Origin of the sequence: Variovorax ginsengisoli (genome assembly GCF_030811835.1) — a bacterium.
In the GTDB taxonomy this organism is placed as follows: Bacteria; Pseudomonadota; Gammaproteobacteria; order Burkholderiales; family Burkholderiaceae_C; genus Variovorax; species Variovorax ginsengisoli_C.
This window is the reverse complement of sequence record NZ_JAUSRO010000006.1, coordinates 159,889-179,447: the sequence shown is the minus strand read 5'-3', so window position 1 is coordinate 179,447 and position 19,559 is coordinate 159,889. Positions and strand designations below refer to the sequence as shown.

At 63.9% G+C, this 19,559-nt stretch carries 21 protein-coding genes; 15 read left to right on the top strand and 6 right to left on the bottom strand.

Going from position 1 to position 19,559, the window contains the following annotated elements:
- Positions 1–17 precede the first annotated feature (17 nt).
- The 3 genes from priB to ppsA form a co-directional block, all read right to left on the bottom strand.
- Positions 18–320 (bottom strand): primosomal replication protein N, encoded by a 303-nt coding sequence (gene priB / locus J2W36_RS11030; protein WP_307689775.1) that lies wholly within the window; start codon positions 318–320, stop codon positions 18–20.
- Between the two features lie 16 nt (positions 321–336).
- The gene (gene rpsF, locus J2W36_RS11025; RefSeq protein ID WP_307689774.1) at positions 337–714 is read right to left on the bottom strand and encodes a 30S ribosomal protein S6; all 378 of its coding nucleotides are present in this window, start codon (positions 712–714) and stop codon (positions 337–339) included.
- 228 nt (positions 715–942) lie between these two features.
- Entirely contained in the window at positions 943–3,336 is a 2,394-nt protein-coding gene (gene ppsA / locus J2W36_RS11020) for a phosphoenolpyruvate synthase (protein WP_307689773.1), read from the bottom strand.
- Between the two features lie 197 nt (positions 3,337–3,533).
- Between ppsA and ppsR the strand changes: the two genes are divergently transcribed.
- The gene (gene ppsR, locus J2W36_RS11015; RefSeq protein ID WP_307689772.1) at positions 3,534–4,355 is read left to right on the top strand and encodes a posphoenolpyruvate synthetase regulatory kinase/phosphorylase PpsR; all 822 of its coding nucleotides are present in this window, start codon (positions 3,534–3,536) and stop codon (positions 4,353–4,355) included.
- A gap of 21 nt (positions 4,356–4,376) precedes the next feature.
- Here the strand turns inward: ppsR and ahpF are convergent, their stop codons facing one another.
- On the bottom strand, positions 4,377–5,975 hold the full coding sequence (gene ahpF, locus J2W36_RS11010; RefSeq protein ID WP_307689771.1) for an alkyl hydroperoxide reductase subunit F: 1,599 nt from the start codon (positions 5,973–5,975) through the stop codon (positions 4,377–4,379).
- An 88-nt stretch (positions 5,976–6,063) separates the two neighbouring features.
- A complete protein-coding gene (gene ahpC, locus J2W36_RS11005) occupies positions 6,064–6,627 on the bottom strand; it encodes an alkyl hydroperoxide reductase subunit C (RefSeq protein ID WP_307689770.1) in 564 nt (187 codons plus the stop codon).
- A gap of 242 nt (positions 6,628–6,869) precedes the next feature.
- Between ahpC and bfr the strand changes: the two genes are divergently transcribed.
- The 13 genes from bfr (at position 6,870) to hemP (ending at position 18,011) form a co-directional block, all read left to right on the top strand.
- Complete coding sequence (gene bfr / locus J2W36_RS11000) at positions 6,870–7,346, top strand: bacterioferritin (protein WP_307689769.1); 477 nt, start codon at positions 6,870–6,872, stop codon at positions 7,344–7,346.
- A 183-nt stretch (positions 7,347–7,529) separates the two neighbouring features.
- A complete protein-coding gene (locus J2W36_RS10995) occupies positions 7,530–8,177 on the top strand; it encodes a PepSY-associated TM helix domain-containing protein (protein ID WP_307689768.1) in 648 nt (215 codons plus the stop codon).
- A gap of 23 nt (positions 8,178–8,200) precedes the next feature.
- Positions 8,201–8,731, top strand: coding sequence for a DUF2271 domain-containing protein (locus J2W36_RS10990; RefSeq protein WP_307689767.1), 531 nt, complete (start codon positions 8,201–8,203; stop codon positions 8,729–8,731).
- Between the two features lie 83 nt (positions 8,732–8,814).
- Entirely contained in the window at positions 8,815–9,624 is an 810-nt protein-coding gene (locus J2W36_RS10985; RefSeq protein WP_307689766.1) for a DUF4198 domain-containing protein, read from the top strand.
- A gap of 14 nt (positions 9,625–9,638) precedes the next feature.
- Positions 9,639–10,685, top strand: coding sequence for an FAD:protein FMN transferase (locus J2W36_RS10980; protein ID WP_307689765.1), 1,047 nt, complete (start codon positions 9,639–9,641; stop codon positions 10,683–10,685).
- 3 nt (positions 10,686–10,688) lie between these two features.
- Positions 10,689–12,050 carry a sulfite reductase subunit alpha gene (locus J2W36_RS10975; RefSeq protein ID WP_307689764.1) on the top strand — a complete coding sequence of 454 codons (1,362 nt, stop codon included), beginning with the start codon at positions 10,689–10,691 and terminating at the stop codon, positions 12,048–12,050.
- A gap of 229 nt (positions 12,051–12,279) precedes the next feature.
- A complete protein-coding gene (locus tag J2W36_RS10970; RefSeq protein WP_307689763.1) occupies positions 12,280–14,604 on the top strand; it encodes a catecholate siderophore receptor Fiu in 2,325 nt (774 codons plus the stop codon).
- Positions 14,605–14,694: 90 nt separating this feature from the next.
- Entirely contained in the window at positions 14,695–15,375 is a 681-nt protein-coding gene (locus J2W36_RS10965; RefSeq protein WP_307689762.1) for a Fe2+-dependent dioxygenase, read from the top strand.
- A gap of 103 nt (positions 15,376–15,478) precedes the next feature.
- A complete protein-coding gene (locus J2W36_RS10960; protein WP_307689761.1) occupies positions 15,479–15,751 on the top strand; it encodes a (2Fe-2S)-binding protein in 273 nt (90 codons plus the stop codon).
- Between the two features lie 80 nt (positions 15,752–15,831).
- On the top strand, positions 15,832–16,548 hold the full coding sequence (locus J2W36_RS10955; RefSeq protein WP_442478261.1) for an energy transducer TonB: 717 nt from the start codon (positions 15,832–15,834) through the stop codon (positions 16,546–16,548).
- A 22-nt stretch (positions 16,549–16,570) separates the two neighbouring features.
- The gene (locus J2W36_RS10950; protein WP_307689759.1) at positions 16,571–17,287 is read left to right on the top strand and encodes a MotA/TolQ/ExbB proton channel family protein; all 717 of its coding nucleotides are present in this window, start codon (positions 16,571–16,573) and stop codon (positions 17,285–17,287) included.
- Between the two features lie 5 nt (positions 17,288–17,292).
- On the top strand, positions 17,293–17,706 hold the full coding sequence (locus tag J2W36_RS10945) for an ExbD/TolR family protein (protein WP_307689758.1): 414 nt from the start codon (positions 17,293–17,295) through the stop codon (positions 17,704–17,706).
- 98 nt (positions 17,707–17,804) lie between these two features.
- Positions 17,805–18,011 (top strand): hemin uptake protein HemP, encoded by a 207-nt coding sequence (gene hemP, locus J2W36_RS10940; protein WP_307689757.1) that lies wholly within the window; start codon positions 17,805–17,807, stop codon positions 18,009–18,011.
- 191 nt (positions 18,012–18,202) lie between these two features.
- Here the strand turns inward: hemP and J2W36_RS10935 are convergent, their stop codons facing one another.
- Entirely contained in the window at positions 18,203–18,610 is a 408-nt protein-coding gene (locus tag J2W36_RS10935) for a GlcG/HbpS family heme-binding protein (protein WP_307689756.1), read from the bottom strand.
- A gap of 169 nt (positions 18,611–18,779) precedes the next feature.
- On the opposite strand from J2W36_RS10935, the gene J2W36_RS10930 reads away from it, so the two are divergent.
- Positions 18,780–19,481, top strand: a complete 702-nt coding sequence (locus tag J2W36_RS10930) for a Bax inhibitor-1/YccA family protein (RefSeq protein ID WP_307689755.1) — start codon at positions 18,780–18,782, stop codon at positions 19,479–19,481.
- The last annotated feature ends 78 nt before the right edge of the window (positions 19,482–19,559 follow it).

Genomic DNA, 19,559 nt, shown 5'->3' with positions numbered 1-19,559 from the left:
GGACCTCTCTTCGAAAATTAATCTTGCTGAAAATCCTGGACGTGAAGCACGGGATGCTTGGCCGTACCCGGTGTGGCGAGGAAACCCTGGAAACGCCAGAGGCTGCCCATTGCCTGTCTTGCGAGCCGTTCGGCCACTGCGCCGAACGCGACAGCCTTCAAGGCTGCCTTGACTTGCCGAGGCTTGCCTGCTTCGATCACCGTCGACTCGTGTTCGAGCTTCAGGTCGAGTGCAGGCAGTCCGGCAGGCGTGAAACGCAAGGTACCGAGTTCGGCGACGCAGGCGGTCAGCAAAAGCTGATTGACCGCCTGGGTTGCCAAGCCATCCGTCACACGCTCAGCTGTTGTTGGCTGCGGCGTATTCGGCCTGCTGAGCCTTGCGGGCTTCTTCGCGCTCGACCGTCTTCATCATCGACGAAGGACCGGTGTCAGCCTTCTTCTTGACCACGGTCAGGTGGCGCAGCACGGCGTCGTTGAACTTGAACGCGTGTTCCAACTCAGCCATCACAGCTTGTTCAGCTTCGATGTTGACGCACAGGTAGTGCGCCTTGTTGAGCTTGTTGATCTGGTAAGCCAGCTGACGACGGCCCCAGTCTTCCACGCGATGGATCTTGCCACCACCGGTGGTGATGAGACCCTTGTAACGCTCCAGCATGGCCGGAACTTGTTCGCTCTGGTCCGGGTGGATCAGCAAAATGATTTCATAGTGACGCATGGCACTCCTTATGGATCTTCCGTAGAAGGGATAAAGCCACCCGCAGCGTCGGCGCAGTGTGGCAAGGCAAAGCCGGCCATTATAGACCGACCTTAGAAAAAATCGCAAGAGGCCGCCCTTCGGCCTTCGCGTAAGCGGCCACGGACCCGGCTTCGCCGGGCCGCAGGCCGCGCCCCCGGCAGGGGGAAGGCGCAGCGACACGCAGTGCGCGCAGCCTGGGGGCGAGCCCTATTTCGCGGCCAGCTGCTTCCAGGTTTCGATCACGCTGTCCGGGTTGAGCGAGATCGACTCGATGCCCTGCTCGGCCAGCCACATGGCAAAGTCGGGATGGTCGCTGGGACCCTGGCCACAGATGCCGACGTACTTGCCTGCCGCCTTGCACGCCGTGATGGCGCGCGTGAGCATGGCCTTGACGGCAGGATCGCGCTCGTCGAAGTCGGCCGCCAGCAGCTCGAGGCCGGAGTCGCGGTCCAGGCCCAGCGTGAGCTGGGTCAGGTCGTTCGAACCGATCGAGAAGCCATCGAAGAATTTCAGGAAATCGTCGGCCAGGATCGCGTTGCTCGGCACTTCGCACATCATGATGATCTTCAGATCGTTCTCACCGCGCTTGAGGCCCTGTTCGGCCAGCAGGCCGGTCACGCGCTCGGCCTGGCCCAGCGTGCGCACGAACGGAACCATGATCTGCACGTTGGTCAGACCCATGTCATTGCGCACACGGCGCATCGCCTCGCATTCCATGAGGAAGGCCTCGCGGAATTCCTCGCTCACGTAGCGCGCGGCACCGCGGAAGCCCAGCATCGGGTTCTCTTCTTCCGGCTCGTAGCGGCTGCCGCCGATCAGCTTGCGGTATTCGTTGGACTTGAAGTCCGACAGACGCACGATCACGGGCTTGGGCCAGAAGGCAGCACCGATGGTTGCAATCCCTTCGGCCACCTTGTCGACGTAGAACGCACGTGGCGAAGCGTGGCCCCGGGCAACCGACTCCACGGCTTTCTTCAGGTCAGCATCGACGTTGGGATAGTCGAGGATGGCCTTCGGATGCACGCCGATGTTGTTGTTGATGATGAATTCGAGACGCGCCAGGCCCACGCCGTGGTTGGGCAACTGTGCAAAGTCGAAGGCCAGCTGCGGGTTGCCGACGTTCATCATGATCTTCACGTCGACCGGCGGCATTTCACCCCGCACGACTTCGGTCACTTCGGTCTCGAGCAGGCCGTCGTAGATGTAGCCGGTGTCGCCCTCGGCGCAGCTCACCGTCACCAGCGTGCCCTCCTTGAGCAGATCGGTTGCATCGCCGCAACCCACTACGGCTGGAATGCCGAGTTCGCGCGCAATGATCGCCGCGTGGCACGTGCGGCCGCCGCGGTTGGTCACGATGGCGCTGGCGCGCTTCATGACGGGTTCCCAGTTCGGGTCGGTCATGTCGGTAACGAGCACGTCGCCAGCCTGGACCTTGTCCATCTCGCTGATGTTGTAGACCAGGCGCACGGGACCCGTGCCGATCTTCTGGCCGATCGCGCGACCTTCGGCCAGCACGGTGCCCTTGCCCAGCAGCTTGTAGCGCTGCTCGGCCTTGCCCTGCTGCTGGCTCTTGACCGTCTCGGGACGGGCCTGCAGGATGTAGAGGTGGCCGTCGGTGCCGTCCTTGCCCCACTCGATGTCCATCGGACGACCGTAGTGTTCCTCGATGACGAGCGCATAACGCGCCAGTTGTTCGACGTCGGCATCGCTCAGGGAATAACGGTTGCGGTGCTCGGCCTTCACGTCGGTGGTCTTCACCAGCTTGCCGGTGGCGGCCTTTTCCTCGGGCGTGGCGAACTCCATCTGGATCAGCTTGGAGCCCAGGTTGCGTCGGATCACCGCGCGCTTGCCGGCCTTGAGGGTCGGCTTGTGGACGTAGAACTCGTCAGGGTTCACAGCGCCCTGCACCACCGTCTCGCCCAGGCCATAGCTCGACGTGATGAACACCACGTCCTCGAAGCCGGACTCGGTGTCGATGGTGAACATCACGCCCGCCGCGCCCAGGTCGGAGCGAACCATGCGCTGCACGCCCGCTGACAGCGCCACCACATCGTGCTCGAAGCCCTTGTGCACGCGGTAGCTGATCGCGCGGTCGTTGTAGAGCGAAGCGAACACTTCCTTCATCTTGTGCAGCACGTCGTCGATGCCGACCACGTTCAGGAAGGTCTCCTGCTGGCCGGCGAAGGACGCGTCGGGCAGGTCTTCGGCGGTGGCCGACGATCGCACGGCGAAGGACGCGGCCGGGTTGCCTGCGCTCAGCGTGGCGAATGCATCGCCGATGGCTTTCTGCAGGTCAGCCGGGAAGGGCTGGGCCTCGACCATGGAACGGATTTCAGCGCCAACGGTGGCGAGTGCGCGCACGTCGTCGGTGTCGAGCGCGGCCAGCTTCTGGCTGATGCGATCGGCCAGGCCATCGTGCGCCAGAAACTGGCGGAAGGCGTGCGCCGTGGTGGCGAACCCGGTAGGGACGCGCACGCCCTGAGGCAATTGGGAGATCATCTCGCCGAGGCTGGCATTCTTGCCACCCACCGACTCGACATCGGTCATTCTCAGGTTTTCAAACGGGACGACCAGTGCGGTCGCTTCGAAGAGTGCAGACATGGGAAGCTCCAGAAGTTAAAACCTGTGCCGCATGCAGCAGACGGCGCGGCACGATCGTTCTCGTTGCTCTGGGGTGCGGGCGCGCTGGGCATGGATGGAATTCTTGAACGGGACCCCCGCAACGGGAATCCGCATAATGGGCGCGATTGTAGGCGCGTCAAGCCCGGGCGCGTCGCAGGACAAGACCGCCAGCAACCATGCACACCCGCTCTGTTTTCTTCGTCTCCGACGGCACCGGCATCACCGCCGAAACGTTCGGTAACGCTGTTCTCGCCCAGTTCGAGATCAAACCGCGTCACATCCGCCTGCCCTTCACCGACACGGTGGACAAGGCGCACCAGGCGGTACGGCAGATCAACCACACGGCCGAACTCGAGGGTCTGCGCCCCATCGTTTTCACGACGCTGGCCGACATGGACATTCTTGAAGTCATCGAAACCGGCTGCAAGGGCATGTTGCTGGACATGTTCGGCACCTTCGTGCGGCCGCTGGAGATCGAGCTGGCGATGAAATCGAACCACCGCATCGGCCGCTTCAGCGACGTGAGCAAGAGCAAGGAATACAACGACCGCATTGCGGCGATCGATTTCAGCCTGGCGCACGACGACGGCCAAAGCAACCGCGATCTCGAGGGCGCCGACGTGATCCTGGTGGGTGTGAGCCGAAGCGGCAAGACGCCCACCTCGCTCTATCTGGCCATGCAGCACGGACTGAAGGCCGCCAACTACCCGCTGATTCCGGAGGATTTCGACCGCCGCCAGTTGCCACCCGCACTGCTGCCGCACCGAAAAAAGATGTTCGGGCTGACCATTCAGCCTGAACGCCTGAGCGAAATCCGCAACGAACGCCGGCCGAACTCACGCTATGCGAGCCTGGAGAACTGCCGCAACGAGATCAGCGAGGCCGAGGCGATGATGCGGCGCGCAGGCATCCGCTGGCTGTCGACGACGACCAAGTCGATCGAGGAGATCGCGACGACCATCCTGCAGGAGCTGCGCCCAGAGCGCCTCATCTACTGATCGCTCACGTCCAGGCAACCCTCAGGCTGCGGCGGCTTCCACCGCGGCGACCGGCTTGTCTTCTTCGGGTGCCGACGTGCGGATCAGGTGATCGAAGGCGCTGAGTGCAGCTTTTGCGCCCTCGCCTGCGGCGATGATGATCTGCTTGTACGGCACCGTCGTCGCATCGCCGGCGGCGAACACGCCCGGCAGCGAGGTCTGACCCTTCGCATCCACCACGATTTCGCCGTGCTTGGACAGTTCGACCGTGCCCTTGAGCCAGTCGGTGTTGGGCACCAGGCCGATCTGCACGAACACGCCTTCGAGCGGCACCGTGTGGCTCTCGCCCGAGACGCGGTCCTTGTAGACCAGGCCATTGACCTTCTGTCCGTCGCCGGTGATCTCGGTGGTCTGCGCATTCATGTGCACGCTGACGTTTTTCAGGCTCAGCAGCTTGCGCTGCAGCACGGCATCGGCGCGCAACTGCTTGTCGAACTCGATCAGCGTCACGTGGCCGACGATACCGGCCAGATCGATCGCCGCTTCCACACCTGAGTTGCCGCCACCGATGACCGCCACACGCTTGCCCTTGAACAGCGGGCCGTCGCAATGCGGGCAATAGGCCACGCCCTTGTTCTTGTATTCGTGCTCGCCGGGCACGTTGATGTTGCGCCAGCGCGCGCCGGTCGAGATGATCACGCTGCGACTCTTCAGGCGCGCGCCGCTTTCGAGTTCAATCTCGATCATGCCGTCCTGCGACTGCAGCGACTTGGCGCGCTGCAGGTTCATGATGTCCACGTCGTAGTCGCGCACGTGCTCTTCCAACGCATGGGCGAACTTCGGTCCTTCGGTTTCCTTGATCGAGATGAAGTTCTCGATGCCCAACGTGTCGAGCACCTGGCCGCCGAAGCGCTCCGAGGCGACACCGGTGCGGATGCCCTTGCGCGCGGCATACACCGCCGCGGCCGCGCCAGCGGGACCGCCACCCACCACGAGCACGTCGAAAGGCGCCTTTTCGCTGATCTTGCGGGCCTCGCGCTCGACACCACCGGTGTCGATCTTGGCGAGGATTTCTTCGAGCGACATGCGGCCCTGGCCGAATTCGGTTCCGTTGAGGAACACGGTCGGCACGGCCATGATCTGGCGCTCCTTGACTTCGTCCTGGAAGGTGCCACCTTCGATCATCGTGGCGCGGATGCGCGGGTTCTGCACGGCCATCAGGTTCAGCGCCTGAACAACGTCGGGGCAGTTATGGCAAGTCAGCGAGACGTAGATCTCGAATTCGAAGTCGCCGTCGAGCGCACGGATCTGCTCGAGCACTTCCTGCTCGACCTTGGGCGGATAGCCGCCGATCTGCAGCAAGGCGAGGATCAGCGACGTGAATTCATGGCCCATCGGCAAGCCGGCAAAGCGCGGGCCGTGGTTTTCGCTCGGCCGGTTGACCGAGAACGAGGGCTTGCGATGGTTGTCGTCACGGCTTTCCGTGAGCTTCACGAGCGGTGAACTTTCGGCAACGTCCTTGAGCAGCGAAAGGACCTCGCCCGACGCCTTGCTGTCGTCGAGCGAAGCGACGATTTCGATCGGCTGTGTAGCGCGATCGAGGTAACTCTTCAACTGGGCTTTGGTGGCGGTGTCGAGCATGGTGAACTCACTTTCGATATCTAAAAACTATCAACTGGGGACAAAAAAACCCGGGTCATCATGCACCCGGGTTCGCGCGCCTGGACGCTTAGATCTTGCCGACGAGGTCGAACGACGGGGCGAGGGTCTTGTCGCCGTCATTCCACTTGGCCGGGCACACTTCGTTCGGGTGGGCTGCCGTGTATTGCGCAGCCTTGAGCTTGCGCAGGGTTTCCTTGACGTCGCGGGCGATTTCGTTGGAATGCACTTCGGCGGTCTTGATGATGCCGTCCGGGTTGATCACGAAGGTGCCGCGCAGTGCGAGGCCTTCTTCGGGAATGTGCACGCCGAAAGCGTTGGTCAGCGTGTGGGTCGGGTCGCCCACCAGCGGAAACTTGGCCTTGCCCACGGCAGGCGACGTGTCGTGCCACACCTTGTGCGAGAAGTGCGTGTCGGTCGTGACGATGTAGACCTCGGTATTGAGCTTCTGGAATTCAGGGTAGTTGTCGGCCGCATCTTCCACTTCGGTCGGGCAGTTGAAGGTGAACGCGGCAGGCATGAAGATCAGGACCGACCATTTGCCCTTGAGCGTCTCGTCGGACACATCGATGAACTTGCCGTTGAGATAGGCCTGGGTCTTGAACGGTTGGACGGAGGTATTGATCAGGGACATGGTGCTTCCTTGGCAGTGCGGTGAAGAAAAGGTAAGCCATGAGTATAGCTACCAAAAACACATATTTGATAGTATTGAACTATCAATTGCATCGGCCAGCGCTATGAAACAGACATCACGCCGACACACAACACGAACGCTTATCACCCTCAGCCGCATGCAGACTGCCAAGGCGGGGCCTCTCGTTGCAACACCCCGTGGAGAACCCTGACAATCGGTGTTTTGGAACCAAGGAGAAGAACATGAAGGGCGACCCACAAGTCATCGAACACCTGCAGGCGCAACTCAAGAACGAGCTGACTGCGATCAACCAGTACTTCCTGCACTACCGGATGCTCAAGCATTGGGGTCTGGACAAGCTGGCGAAGAAAGAATACGAAGAGTCGATCGGCGAGATGAAACACGCCGACTGGCTCATGGACCGCATTTTCATGCTCGACGGCCTGCCGAACCTGCAAGACCTCGCCAAGCTGAATGTCGGTGAAGACGTGCCGGAACTGCTGGCGTGCGACCTGAAAGCCGAATACGGCGCACAAGCGACCGTCAAGGCCGGCATGGCGCATTGCGAAGCCGTGCGCGATTACGTGTCGCGCGACCTGCTGCAGAAGATCCTGGACGATACCGAAGAGCACATCGACTTCCTCGAGACCCAGATCGACCTGATCGGCAAGGTCGGGCTGCAGAACTACCTGCAGTCGCAGATGGGCGAACTCGCCTGAGCTTCGGCCGGTCATGAACAACGGGACTTCGGTCCCGTTTTTTTTGCTTTACCGAACTTCACACACTCCTGAATTCATAGCGCGATCATCAGTAAAGACGGTCCTTTCTACCCAATCGTCGGCACAAAAAATCTACACAAACAATATTCATTCTCATCTACAAGGATAGAATCGGCAGCGCCCATGACTGCCGCCCCTCCTGACAACCGCCGACGCGCCTACTGGCTCAAGACGCTGCATGAATGGCATTGGGTGAGTTCGGCCCTGTGTCTTATCGGCATGATCCTGTTCAGCGTGACGGGCTTCACGCTCAACCATTCCGCGCAGATCGAGGCCAAACCCCACGTCACGAACCGGCAGGCCGCGATCGACGAAGCGCTGCGCGCCAGCCTCGCGGTCGAGCAGACGCGCGTCCAGTCGGCCACCAAGGGGCGTGCGCCGCTGCCCGCCGCGCTGCAGGACTGGGCCCACCGGCAATGGGCCATCGACACTTCCGGGCGCGACGCGGAATGGACCGCCGAGGAAATCTATCTCTCGCTGCCGAGGCCGGGTGGCGACGCATGGCTGCGGGTGAACCTGGCGGACGGTGCAGCCGAATACGAGCGCACCGACCGCGGCTGGATCTCCTACTTCAACGACCTTCACAAGGGCCGCCACACGGGCGTGGCCTGGAGCTGGTTCCTGGACATCTTCGCCGGCGCAGCGCTGCTGTTCTCCATCACCGGCCTGTTCATTCTCAAGATGCATGCGGGCAACCGCCCCTTCACCTGGCCGATGGTCGGCATGGGACTGGTCATCCCCGTGCTGCTCGCGCTGCTGTTCATTCACTAGTCCTACAACACAGAGGTTTCTTCGTGCACGTCCGCTATTCGCTCGCCCTTCCCGCCCTGGCCGCGCTGTTCGGCGCGCCCGCCTTCTCGGCCGGGCTTGGTGTCAGCATCGAGGTTCCCCGGCTCAACGCCGCCGAGTACCACCGCCCGTATGTGGCGGCGTGGATCGAACGTGCGGACAACACCGTGGCCAGCACGGCCGCCGTCTGGTACGACACGCGCACCACCAAGAATCCCGAAGGCGAAGGGACCAAGTGGCTCAAGGACCTGCGCCAGTGGTGGCGCCGTACCGGGCGTGAACTCCAGATGCCCATCGACGGCGTCAGCAGCGCGACCAAGCCCGCCGGCAAGCATGCGATCAACCTGAATGAAGGCTCCGCCGCGCTGCCCCGACTGGCGCCGGGTGCCTACAAATTCGTGGTCGAAGCAGCCCGCGAAGTGGGTGGCCGCGAAGTCGTGACGGTGCCCTTCCAGTGGCCGCCGACCCAGGCGCAGCAGCTCAGCGCCGCCGGCAGCACCGAGCTCGGCGAGATCAAGCTCGAACTCAAGCCCTGAGGCCGCGCGGCGACCCGTTGCCGCAGACACGACACACCACCGCCCGATCCACACCGATCCCACCCGACCTCAGGAGCCCCGTCATGACTCAATTTTCCCTGCGCGCCGCCGCCTTCGCCGCCCTCCTGACCGGCGCTGCCGGCCTGGCCCAGGCCCACAACGCCTGGCTGCTGCCGTCGAGCACCGTGCTCTCCAAGGGCGACACCATCACCTTCGACGCGGCCGTGTCGAATGACCTCTTCGTGGCCAACCATGCGCCGCTGCGCCTGGACAACCTGCAGATCACCGCCCCCGACGGCAGCACGCTCAAGCCAGAGACCGAAGCCCGCCTCAAGCACCGTTCGGTGTTCGACGTGAACGCGTCGCTGCCCGGCACCTACCGCATCGCCGTGGTCAATGCCGGCGCCTTCGCCATGTGGAAGGACAAGGCCACGGGCCAGCCCAAGCGCGCCCGTGGCACGGCCGAGACCATCGGCAAGGACATCCCCGCCGACGCCCAGGACGTGGCCATCACCCAGTCGGTTTCGCGCACCGAGACCTTTGTGACGGTCGGCAAGCCGACCGCGCTCAAGCCGGTCGGCCTGGGTCTGGAACTCGTGGCCGCCGGCAGCCCCACCGACCTGGCCAAGGGTGAAAAAGCCACGTTCACCTTTCTGCTCGACGGACAGCCTGCCAGGGACCTCGACGTCACCGTGACGGCAGGCAACACCCAGTACCGCGACCAGTTGGCCGAGCTCAAGCTCAAGACCGACGACAAGGGCCAATTCAACGTGACCTGGCCTGCCGCCGGGATGTACTGGCTGGATGCCAGCACCAAGGACAGCAAGACCTCGGTGCCGCAGGCCAAGGAGCGCCGCGTGAGTTACGCCGCGACCCTCGAAGTGATGCCCTGACGCGCGACCGCCAGGTGAACGCCGCCGCGCGCCCCAATTTCGCCACCTGGCCGGCCGGCGGCTATGCGAACGTCGCCCTTGCACGGCGCGCCGATCCGTCACGCCTGCAGACCCTCTCGGGCCGCACCATGGGCACCACCTGGACGCTGAAGTTCGACAACCCGCAGATGCGCCCACTCGCGCCGATCGCGCAGGCGGTCGAGCAGGCACTGGCTCAGGTGATCGAACAGATGAGCACGTGGGAGCCCGACTCGGACATCAGCCGCTACGGCCGTGCGACCCCAGGCAGTCGCTGCGCCGTGCCGCCCGAATTCGCGCAGGTGCTCGACTGCGCGCTGCATTGGGCTCAGGCCAGCGGCGGGGCGATCGACCCGACCGTCGGCCCCCTGGTCGCCTGGTGGGGCTTCGGTGCTGAAGCCCAGGACCCGCCCGCCTGGCCACTGCGCGACCCACGGCTCGCTTCGCTGGCCGACGCGCGCGCACGGGTGGGCTGGCATCGCATTGCATTCGACCGCAACACGCGCACCGTGCTGCAGCCCGGCGGCATGGCGCTCGATTTCTCCGGCGTGGCCAAGGGCTTCGCCGTCGACCATGTCGTGGCCGCCCTGCAAGCCATGGAAATCACGCAACTGCTCATGGAAGTGGGCGGTGAATTGCGCGGCGTCGGCCGCAGGCCCGACGGCAGCGCCTGGCAGGTGCAGGTCGACGCCGGCGACGCGCCGGCACCACGCATCGCGCTGGCCGACCTCGCAATCGCCACCTCCGGCGATCGCTGGCATGGACACACGCAGGGTGGACGCCGCTGGAGCCACACCATCGATCCACGGACCGGTGAACCCGCGAGCGCCGCGCTGGCCTCTGTCAGCGTACTGCATGCGCAGTGCATGCACGCCGATGCGCTCGCCACCGCGCTCACGGTGCTGGGCCCGGTCGACGGCCCGGCCTTCGCCGATGCGCATGCGGTGGCAGCCCTCTTTGTCTGCCGCGACGGGCACGCCCAGCGGCTCCTCGCCAGCACGGCCTGGCACACGCACCTGGCCCTGGGCGCGGCGCCCCGCTGACGGATGAACGAGACCACCTGGCGCGCACTCGGCGCGGGCGCGATCTTGCTGGCCTATGGCCTGATGTGCGCCGGCATCTACCTGCGCCAGCGCCGCCGTCGTGCTGCTGTGGCGCGCGAAGCGGCCACGCTGGCTGGCGATGGGGCCGTCGCGCCGGTGCTCGTGCTCTTCGCGAGTCAGACCGGGCAGGCGCAAGCCCTGGCTTGGCAGACCGCGCGCGGCTTGCAGGCACAGGGCAAGCCTGTACGCGTGCTTTCGCTCGACGCGCTCGATCTACCGACGCTTGCGGGCACCGCGCAAGCGCTCTTCATCGCCAGCACGTACGGCGAAGGCGATGCACCCGACGGCGCCGGCGTTTTCGCTGCCGAGCCCATGCAGCAGGCCGCCTCCTTGCCCGGACTGCGCTACGCCGTGCTGGCACTCGGCGATCGCCAGTACACGCACTTCTGCGCCTTCGGCCGCGCGCTCGACAGCTGGCTGCAGGCCAGCGGCGCCACGCCCCTGCAGCCACGGATGGACGTCGACAACGGCGACCCCGTGCTGCTGGCCACCTGGCTGGCATCCTGGGGCGCCGACGGCGCTGCCGGGCAGGCGCCTGACGAGCCAACCGCATGGCGCCTGCATGCGCGCAGATTGCTCAACGCGGGGAGCGCCGGCGCACCCGTGTTCGAACTGGCATTTCGACCCGACCACGACGGCGCTGCCCTGCCGTTCTGGACCTCGGGCGATCTGGCGCGGATCGAACTCACGAGCGATCCCTCACGACCGCGCGACTATTCCATCGCCTCGATCCCTGCCGATGGTGAACTGCAACTCATCGTGCGCCAGGAACGGCGCAGTGATGGCAGCCTGGGCGCCGCTTCGGGCTGGCTCACGGCGCACCTGTCGGTCGGCGATTCCGTCGCGTTGCGTCTGAGACCCCATCCCACTTTCCGCCTCGATGCGAACACGGCCAGACCCCTGATCCTGATCGGCAATGGCACCGGCCTGGCCGGGTTGCGCAGCCATTTGCGCGCCCGAGACCGGGCCGGACACCACGCCAATTGGCTGATCTTTGGGGAACGCAACGCTGCACACGACCATCTGTGCCATGGCGAAATCGAGGACTGGCAGCGCCGAGGCGTGTTGCAACGGCTGGACCTCGCCTTCTCCCGTGACCAGGAAAGCCGCTGCTACGTGCAGCATCGACTGCTGCAGGCCGCCGACACACTCGAAGCCTGGCTGGCGCGCGACGCCGCGCTGTACGTGTGCGGCAGCCTCGAAGGCATGGCATCGGGCGTGGACGCAGCGCTCAGGCAGATCTTCGGCGATGCAGCCGTTCGAGAGCTGACGCTCAGCGGCAGGTACCGGCGCGACGTTTACTGACAGCCGCGCAAGAGCGTTGCTCGGCTACAACGCGGAGCATCGGATTTCGTCATCATCTGGGAGATTTGTGACGAATGGTATTGATATTCATTATCATCGACTCCCATTCGGACAGCTTGCTGACCGAACCCACTCTGCAAGCCAATCCCGCTCCCTGACATCCGTCTGAGGGGAGTCGCGGACCCGCCAGTCGAGTTCTCGCTTCCTCCCGTCTTTCAGAGAACGACCCATGGCCCATTCCTACATAAAAAGCCGTAAACACGTTGGCGCGCGCTCCGCGTCGCAACTGAGCAGCGTGGCAGCCGTCACGCTGGTGGCGCTGTCGCTGCCCGTCGCTGCCCAAACCAGCAGCAACACCCTCAAAGAAGTGCGCGTGCAGGACTCGGCGGCAGCCGACTACAAGGCCGACACCTCGGCCAACACCAAATTCACCGCCCCGCTGGTGGACACACCGCAGACCATTTCGGTGATCAAGGAGCAGCTCATCCGCGAGCAAGGCGCCACCACACTCACCGAAGCGCTGCGCAACACGCCGGGGGTCAGCACTTTCTTCCTGGGCGAAAACGGCAACACCAACACGGGCGACGCCGTGTACATGCGCGGCTTCGACAGCTCCAGCAGCATCTTCGTGGACGGCATCCGTGACCTAGGCTCGATCTCGCGCGATACCTTCAACATCGAGCAAGTCGAAGTGGTCAAGGGCCCATCGGGCACCGACGTGGGTCGCACCTCGCCTACCGGCTACATCAACCTGATCACCAAGAAGCCGTCGATGCAGGACAGCTTCTCGGGCTCGCTGGGCCTGGGCAGCGCCGACTACAAGCGCGGTAGCCTGGACTGGAACAAGTCCCTGAGCGGCGAGAACGGTATCGGTGCGGCCTTCCGCCTGAATGCCATGAGCGAAGATGCCGGTGTGGCCGGCCGCGATGTGGTCAAGAACAAGCGCACCGCCATTGCGCCGTCGCTGGCCTTCGGCCTGAACAGCCCGACGCGGGTGTTCCTCGACTATGTGCATGTCGAGCAACGCAACATACCCGACGGCGGCGTGCCGACCATCGGCCTGCCGGGCTATTCCAGCCCGGCCGCCAACCGCGGATTTCTGAGCACTGCGGCGCGCGTCGATTCGAGCAACTTCTACGGCACCACATCCGACTTCGACAACGTCACGTCGGACCTGTTCACCGCGCGCATCGAACACGACCTGACCTCGGACGTCACGCTGCGCAACACCACGCGCTACGGCAAGACGTCCCAGGACTACATGCTGACCGCGTTCATGGGAAGCACGGCCAACCTCGTGACGCCCAGTGCTTCCAATCCGGCGGGCTGGACGATCGCCCGCAGCCTGCCGACCAACAAGGACCAGGTCAACAAGATCTTCGCCAACCAGACGAGCGTGAGTGCCAAGTTCAACACCGGCAGCATCGGCCATTCGCTCAATGCGGGCCTCGAACTCATGCGCGAGGAGCAGGACAGCTACGGCTACTTCGGTGCCAACGCCACCGCCAACGGCACGCCGGTAGGCAACGGCTCCTGGCCCGCAGCCAACCTGTACAACCCCGACCCGAACGTGAGCGGCTATCGCCGCGTCCGCAACGGTGCGGACAGCAAGGGCACGACCGACACGGTGGGCCTGTACGTCTTCGACACGGTCAAGCTCAGCCCGCAATGGTCGCTGACCGGCGGCCTGCGGCTGGACCACTACAACACCGACTACCTCGCCGGCACGCGCTCGACGGCCACCAGCAACCCAACATTGCCGGTCGGCACGCTGGTGTCGTCTTCGCTGAGCACCTCCGACAACCTCATCACCGGCAAGCTCGGTGTGGTTTACAAACCGACCGACAACGGCAGCATCTACGCGGCCTATGGCACGGCGGCCCAGCCACCGGGCGGCTCCAACTTTGCGCTGAGCACAGCGGCCAACAGCGCGGCCAACACCAACTACCTGCCGCAAAAGGCCAAGACGGCTGAAGTCGGCACCAAGTGGGATCTGGTCGACAAAAAGCTGGCCGTCACCGCCGCGCTCTACCGCACCGAAGTCAGCAACGAAGTGGTGCAGGACCCGACCAACACCGCTGTGTATTACCAGACCGGCAAGAAGCGCGTGCAGGGCATCGAACTGGGCGTGGCGGGCGCGATCACCGACAACTGGGGCGTGAGCGCCGGCTTCACCACGATGAATGCCACCGTGCTGAGCGGGCCGGCCGTTGCAGCCGACGGCACGGCCGTCCTGGTCTACACGCCCGAAAAGGCCTTCACGTCGTGGACCACCTACCGACTGCCCTTCGGCCTGACGATCGGCGGCGGTGCACGCTACACCGGCGAGATCAAGCGCGGCACCGACGGCGCCGTCGGCACGCCGGCGATGGCAGACGCGTACTGGGTGGTCGACGCCATGGCCTCCTACCGCGTCAACAAGAACCTGGACCTGCAGTTCAACCTGTACAACGTGTTCGACAAGGAATACATCGCGGCGATCAACAAGAGCGGCTACCGTTACACGCCCGGCGCACCGCGCACCGCGCGCATCACCGCCAACTTCGCGTTCTGACCCTGGTCAAGCCGTCGCGCCCGCTCGGGTGCGAAACTCCCAGCCCCGGCCCGTCCAGTCCGGGGCTTTTTCCATTCAGAGGCACATGAAATGATGCTGCATGTCCCCGAGGTTCTGACCACCGATCAGGTACGCGAACTGCGCGCTACGCTCGACGCCACCGACTGGATCGACGGCCGGGAAACCGTGGGCCCCCAGGGTGCCCAGGTCAAGCGCAACCGCCAGCTGCCCGAGCACTCGCCCGTGAGCCAGTCGCTCGGACGCACCGTACTGGCGGCACTGGCACGCCAACCCTTGTTCTTTTCGGCAGCCCTGCCGCTGCGCTTCGTGCCGCCACTGTTCAACCGCTATGAAGGTGGCGAGCATTACGGCCTGCATGTCGACGGGGCCCTTCGCACGGTACCCGGTACTGGCGAGCAACTGCGCACCGATCTGTCCTGCACGCTCTTCCTTTGCGACCCCGACGACTACGAGGGTGGCGAACTGGAGGTGGTCGACACCTATGGCGTGCACGAAGTCAAGCTCCCCGCCGGCGACCTGATCCTCTACCCCTCCACCAGCCTGCATCAGGTGACACCGGTCACGCGTGGAGCACGCGTATGCGCGTTCTTCTGGCTGCAGAGCATGGTGCGCGACAACGCCCAACGCGCGATGCTGTTCGAGCTCGACCAGGCCATCCAACGGCTGCGCGCGCGCCATGGCGAGTCAGAGGAATCGGTGGCCCTCACTGGCCACTACCACAACCTTCTGCGGATGTGGTCACAGGTCTAACCCCTTCCGTCAGACAGGGAAGCGCGATAGCTATTGCAAATGCGAAAAATTCGTATTTATAATCAGGCCTCTTCAACCAGCCAGCCAAAGCGCCTTCACTTCCATGATCGTTTGCGTGTGCCGCCGAGTGTCAGATCGCGAAATTGCACGCCACGTGCGCGCGGGCATGACGTTTGACGAAGTGCAATTCGAACTCGGCGTTGCCACTCAGTGTGGACGTTGTGAAGGCTGCGCGCGCGATGTGGTCGCGCAGTGCAGTGTGTCCCACCCGATGGCGTCGCTTCATCGCGACGACGGTACCCGGACCATCCAGCTTGCCAATTCCGTCCAGGAAAGCAACGCATGGCACTCCTCTCATCGCTCGCTGGCAGCCTGATCTTCGTCGCCAGTTCTGCCTGGTGGATCTTTCGCAAATAATCAGCGGTTGTGCTGTATCGGGAACGTTTCGGCGTCCCCATGTTCGAATGGTGGACCGTGTCTGACCGCTTCTCTTCTCCGCCCGGCTCTGTGCTGGGCATGTCCCGCAATGTCGCCATTGCGGGCGGCGTCATCCTCTTTCACGTCGCCGCACTGTGGGCGCTCCAAAGCGGCCTGATCCGCAAGGCGGCCGACATCATCATCCCGGTGGAGATCCTGAGCGAGTTCATCGAGCCGCCCAAGCCCAAGGAACCGCCCCCACCGCCGCCGCCTCCTCCACCGGCTCCGCAGCCCAAGGTGACGAAGGCGCCGCCACCGCCCAGGCCGATGGCAATCCGCGACCCCCGGCCAGCGCCTGCCGCGCCGACTGGCGTGACCGAGCCGCAGCCGCCTGCGCCACCTCTGGCACCTCCTGCGCCGCCAGCCCCGCCGGCCCCGCAAGCACCACCACCCGCGCCTCCGGCGCCGCCCAGCGTCCAGTTGCCGTCCACCGACGCCGACTACCTGCAGAACCCGAAGCCGGTGTATCCGTCCATGAGCAAGCGTCTGGGCGAACAGGGCAAGACGATCGTGCGCGTGCTCATCGGCATCGATGGGTTGCCCAAGAGCGCCAGCATCCGCACCTCGAGCGGCTACGAGCGACTCGACGAGGCGGCGCGCACTGCGGTGATGAGCTGGCGCTTCGTGCCGGGCAAGCGCAATGGGGTGGTTGAACCCATGGAGTTCAACGTACCGATCAACTGGGTTCTCAACTAATTTTTCTCTGGAGCAGCTTCGTATGGATTCCCAATTTGGCCTGATGAACGTGTGGAGTCAGGGCGACTTCGTCACCAAGGCCGTCGCCGTGCTGTTGGTCGGCATGTCCCTGGCATCGTGGATCGTCATCCTGATCAAGGCACTGGACGTCATCAAGTACAAACGTCACGCCAACAACTCGCAGGACTTCTGGCACAGCGAGGACTTCGCCACGGCACTGGACAAGCTCGGCAAGGATCCGAGCAACCCGTTCCGCGCACTGGCGCTTGAAGGCCGCGAGGCTGCCGCCCACCACCGCAACACCAAGGTGCATCTGCATGACGCGCTGGACGTGAGCGACTGGATCACACGCGCACTTCGCAACGGCATCGACGAATTCACGGCACGCCTGCAGACTGGCCTGGCCGTGCTCGCTTCGGTCGGCTCGACCGCCCCGTTCATCGGCCTGTTCGGTACCGTGTGGGGCATCTACCACGCCCTCATGAGCATCAGCTCCGTGGGTCAGGCCACCATCGACAAGGTCGCGGGCCCGATCGGCGAAGCGCTCATCATGACCGCACTCGGCCTGGCGGTGGCAATCCCTGCCGTGCTTGGCTACAACGCCCTGGTACGCGGCAACAAGTTCGTGCTGACCAAGCTCAACAGCTTCGCCCACGACCTGCACGCCTACTTCGTGACCGGTGCCAGGGTGCAGAGCAGCAGTGACGCACCGACTGTCGTGCCTCTCAAGAAAGGCTGAGCACCATGGCTTTCGGAACCCAAGACGAGCCCGATGAGGTGATGAACGAGATCAACATGACGCCGCTGGTCGACGTCATGCTGGTGCTCCTGATCATCTTCATCATCACGGTGCCTGTGATGAAGCACGCGGTAAACATCGACCTGCCACGCGCCACCAGCGAACCCGAAGTGGCCAAGCCGCAGAACATCCTGTTCACCATTGCGGCGGATGGCAGTTACTACTGGAACGAGAACAAGATCGACGACACCGCGCTCAAGCCGATGCTGGCGGCTGAGGCCGCCAAGGACCCTCAACCCGAACTGCACATCCGCGGCGACAAGGCGGTGCGCTATGAGCGTGTGGCACAGGCCATGTCGGCGGCGCGCGAAGCCGGCGTGCGCAAGATCGGCTTCATCACGGAGCCCGACGCGAAGTAAGCGATCGACGTCGCCATACAAAAAGATTCATCTCGGCGATTGATTTTTTATTGCGAATCATTATCATTGCTACATCGAATCGTCAGAAGGAGTTCTCGATGCAAAGCAAACCCACCGCACTTCCCGTGTTGAGCCATTCCTCGCTGGATCAGGCCGGCGGTGGTTCTGTGCCAGCCGCACGGCCAGCGCATCTGCTAGAGAGCGCCGAACTGCTCAAGGGCAGCAAAACGGTCGCCATCATGCACAACGGCTCGTTGTACCGCCTGCAGGCCACCAAACTCGGCAAACTGATCCTCACCAAGTAAGCAGGATCACGTCTCCACCCTCGCAAGTTTCATCGTGGGGCGACTCCTGGAGAACCATCTCCAACGGGTCGTTTTTTTGCTAGCCAACGGTTCGCCACCAGCCAAGCTTTTTTTCCACCTTGATGCACTCATGAAAACGCCGACCCAGGGTCGGCGTTTTGCTTTCATGGCCGGCCGTGCCGGTCAGATGCTCAGAGGCCGAGGGCGGCAATGCCCGCCTTGGCGATCTGCGCGTCTTCATTCGACTTGACGCCGCTCACGCCGACCGCACCGATCACCTCGCCATCCTTGACGATCGGCACACCGCCTTCGAGCAGGCCCTGGACCACGGGGGCCGTCAGGAATGCAGTGCGGCCGCCGTTGATGATGTCTTCATACACCTTGCTCTCGCGACGACCCATGGCGGCCGTGTGGGCCTTGGCGGGGGCAATGTGCGACGACAGGGCTGCGGCACCGTCCAGCCGTTGCAGCCACAGCAGATTGCCCGCATCGTCGGCGATGGCAATGGTCACGGCCCAGGCGTTCTTGAGCGCTTCAGCCTCTGCCGCTGCTGCGATGGCTTTGACGTCGGCGAGTTCGAGGTAGGACTTGGTCTTCATGGTAAGAATGGAATGCAGAGTTGGCTGGAAACGTCGAGCATACCGTCGGCACAGGCCCGCCGCAGTGGCCGAGGGCGGACCCCACGCGATTTGTCACGCAGCGCCCTTGCATCCTTCTAAAATGAGGGCATCTGCATGCCTGCAGACCCACTCCCAAGGAATCATTGCCATGGACGACCGCGTCACCACCCTTGACACCCGCGTCGGCTTCGGCCAGACGCTGCCGCAGGCCGAACGCCAGCGCGTGCTGCGCAATACCTACTGGCTGCTCGCCCTGAGCCTGGTGCCCACCGTGCTGGGCGCATGGTTCGGCGTGGCGACCGGCATCACCCGCGCGCTCACCGGCGGCCTGGGCCTGATCGTCTTCATGGGCGGGGCCTTCGCCTTCATGTACGCCATCGAGAAAACCAAGAATTCTGCCGCGGGCGTGCCCGTGCTGCTGGGCTTCACTTTCTTCATGGGTCTGATGCTCTCTCGGCTCATCGCCATGGTGCTGGGCTTTCGCAATGGGGGCGAGCTCATCATGACCGCCTTCGGCGGCACGGCGGGCGTGTTTTTCGTCATGGCATCGCTGGCCACGGTGATCAAGCGCGATCTCTCCGGCCTGGGCAAGTGGCTGTTCGTCGGCGCGATGGTGCTCGTGGTCGGTGCGGTGATCAATGTGTTCGTGGGGTCCAGCGCGGGGATGATGGCCATCTCGATGGCAGCCATCGGCATTTTCTCGGTCTACATGCTGTACGACCTCAAGCAGATCATCGACGGGGGCGAAACCAACTACATCAGCGCCACGCTGGCCTTGTACCTGGACCTGTTCAACGTGTTCCAGAGCCTGCTTGCACTGCTCGGCATCATGGGCGGCGAGCGCGACTGAGGCGAGACGCCAGTTCAACCATTAAAAAAGGCCCTTTCGGGCCTTTTTTAATGTCCGCCGGCTTTTCTCACGCCATGG

Coding starts and splice junctions, on each gene's coding strand:
- rpsF (WP_307689774.1), bottom strand. CDS start 714: ATGCGTCACTATGAAATCATTTTGCTGATCCACCCGGACCAGAGCGAA.
- ppsA (WP_307689773.1), bottom strand. CDS start 3,336: ATGTCTGCACTCTTCGAAGCGACCGCACTGGTCGTCCCGTTTGAAAAC.
- ppsR (WP_307689772.1), top strand. CDS start 3,534: ATGCACACCCGCTCTGTTTTCTTCGTCTCCGACGGCACCGGCATCACC.
- ahpF (WP_307689771.1), bottom strand. CDS start 5,975: ATGCTCGACACCGCCACCAAAGCCCAGTTGAAGAGTTACCTCGATCGC.
- ahpC (WP_307689770.1), bottom strand. CDS start 6,627: ATGTCCCTGATCAATACCTCCGTCCAACCGTTCAAGACCCAGGCCTAT.
- bfr (WP_307689769.1), top strand. CDS start 6,870: ATGAAGGGCGACCCACAAGTCATCGAACACCTGCAGGCGCAACTCAAG.
- J2W36_RS10995 (WP_307689768.1), top strand. CDS start 7,530: ATGACTGCCGCCCCTCCTGACAACCGCCGACGCGCCTACTGGCTCAAG.
- J2W36_RS10985 (WP_307689766.1), top strand. CDS start 8,815: ATGACTCAATTTTCCCTGCGCGCCGCCGCCTTCGCCGCCCTCCTGACC.
- J2W36_RS10975 (WP_307689764.1), top strand. CDS start 10,689: ATGAACGAGACCACCTGGCGCGCACTCGGCGCGGGCGCGATCTTGCTG.
- J2W36_RS10970 (WP_307689763.1), top strand. CDS start 12,280: ATGGCCCATTCCTACATAAAAAGCCGTAAACACGTTGGCGCGCGCTCC.
- J2W36_RS10965 (WP_307689762.1), top strand. CDS start 14,695: ATGATGCTGCATGTCCCCGAGGTTCTGACCACCGATCAGGTACGCGAA.
- J2W36_RS10960 (WP_307689761.1), top strand. CDS start 15,479: ATGATCGTTTGCGTGTGCCGCCGAGTGTCAGATCGCGAAATTGCACGC.
- J2W36_RS10955 (WP_442478261.1), top strand. CDS start 15,832: ATGTTCGAATGGTGGACCGTGTCTGACCGCTTCTCTTCTCCGCCCGGC.
- J2W36_RS10950 (WP_307689759.1), top strand. CDS start 16,571: ATGGATTCCCAATTTGGCCTGATGAACGTGTGGAGTCAGGGCGACTTC.
- J2W36_RS10945 (WP_307689758.1), top strand. CDS start 17,293: ATGGCTTTCGGAACCCAAGACGAGCCCGATGAGGTGATGAACGAGATC.
- hemP (WP_307689757.1), top strand. CDS start 17,805: ATGCAAAGCAAACCCACCGCACTTCCCGTGTTGAGCCATTCCTCGCTG.
- J2W36_RS10935 (WP_307689756.1), bottom strand. CDS start 18,610: ATGAAGACCAAGTCCTACCTCGAACTCGCCGACGTCAAAGCCATCGCA.
- J2W36_RS10930 (WP_307689755.1), top strand. CDS start 18,780: ATGGACGACCGCGTCACCACCCTTGACACCCGCGTCGGCTTCGGCCAG.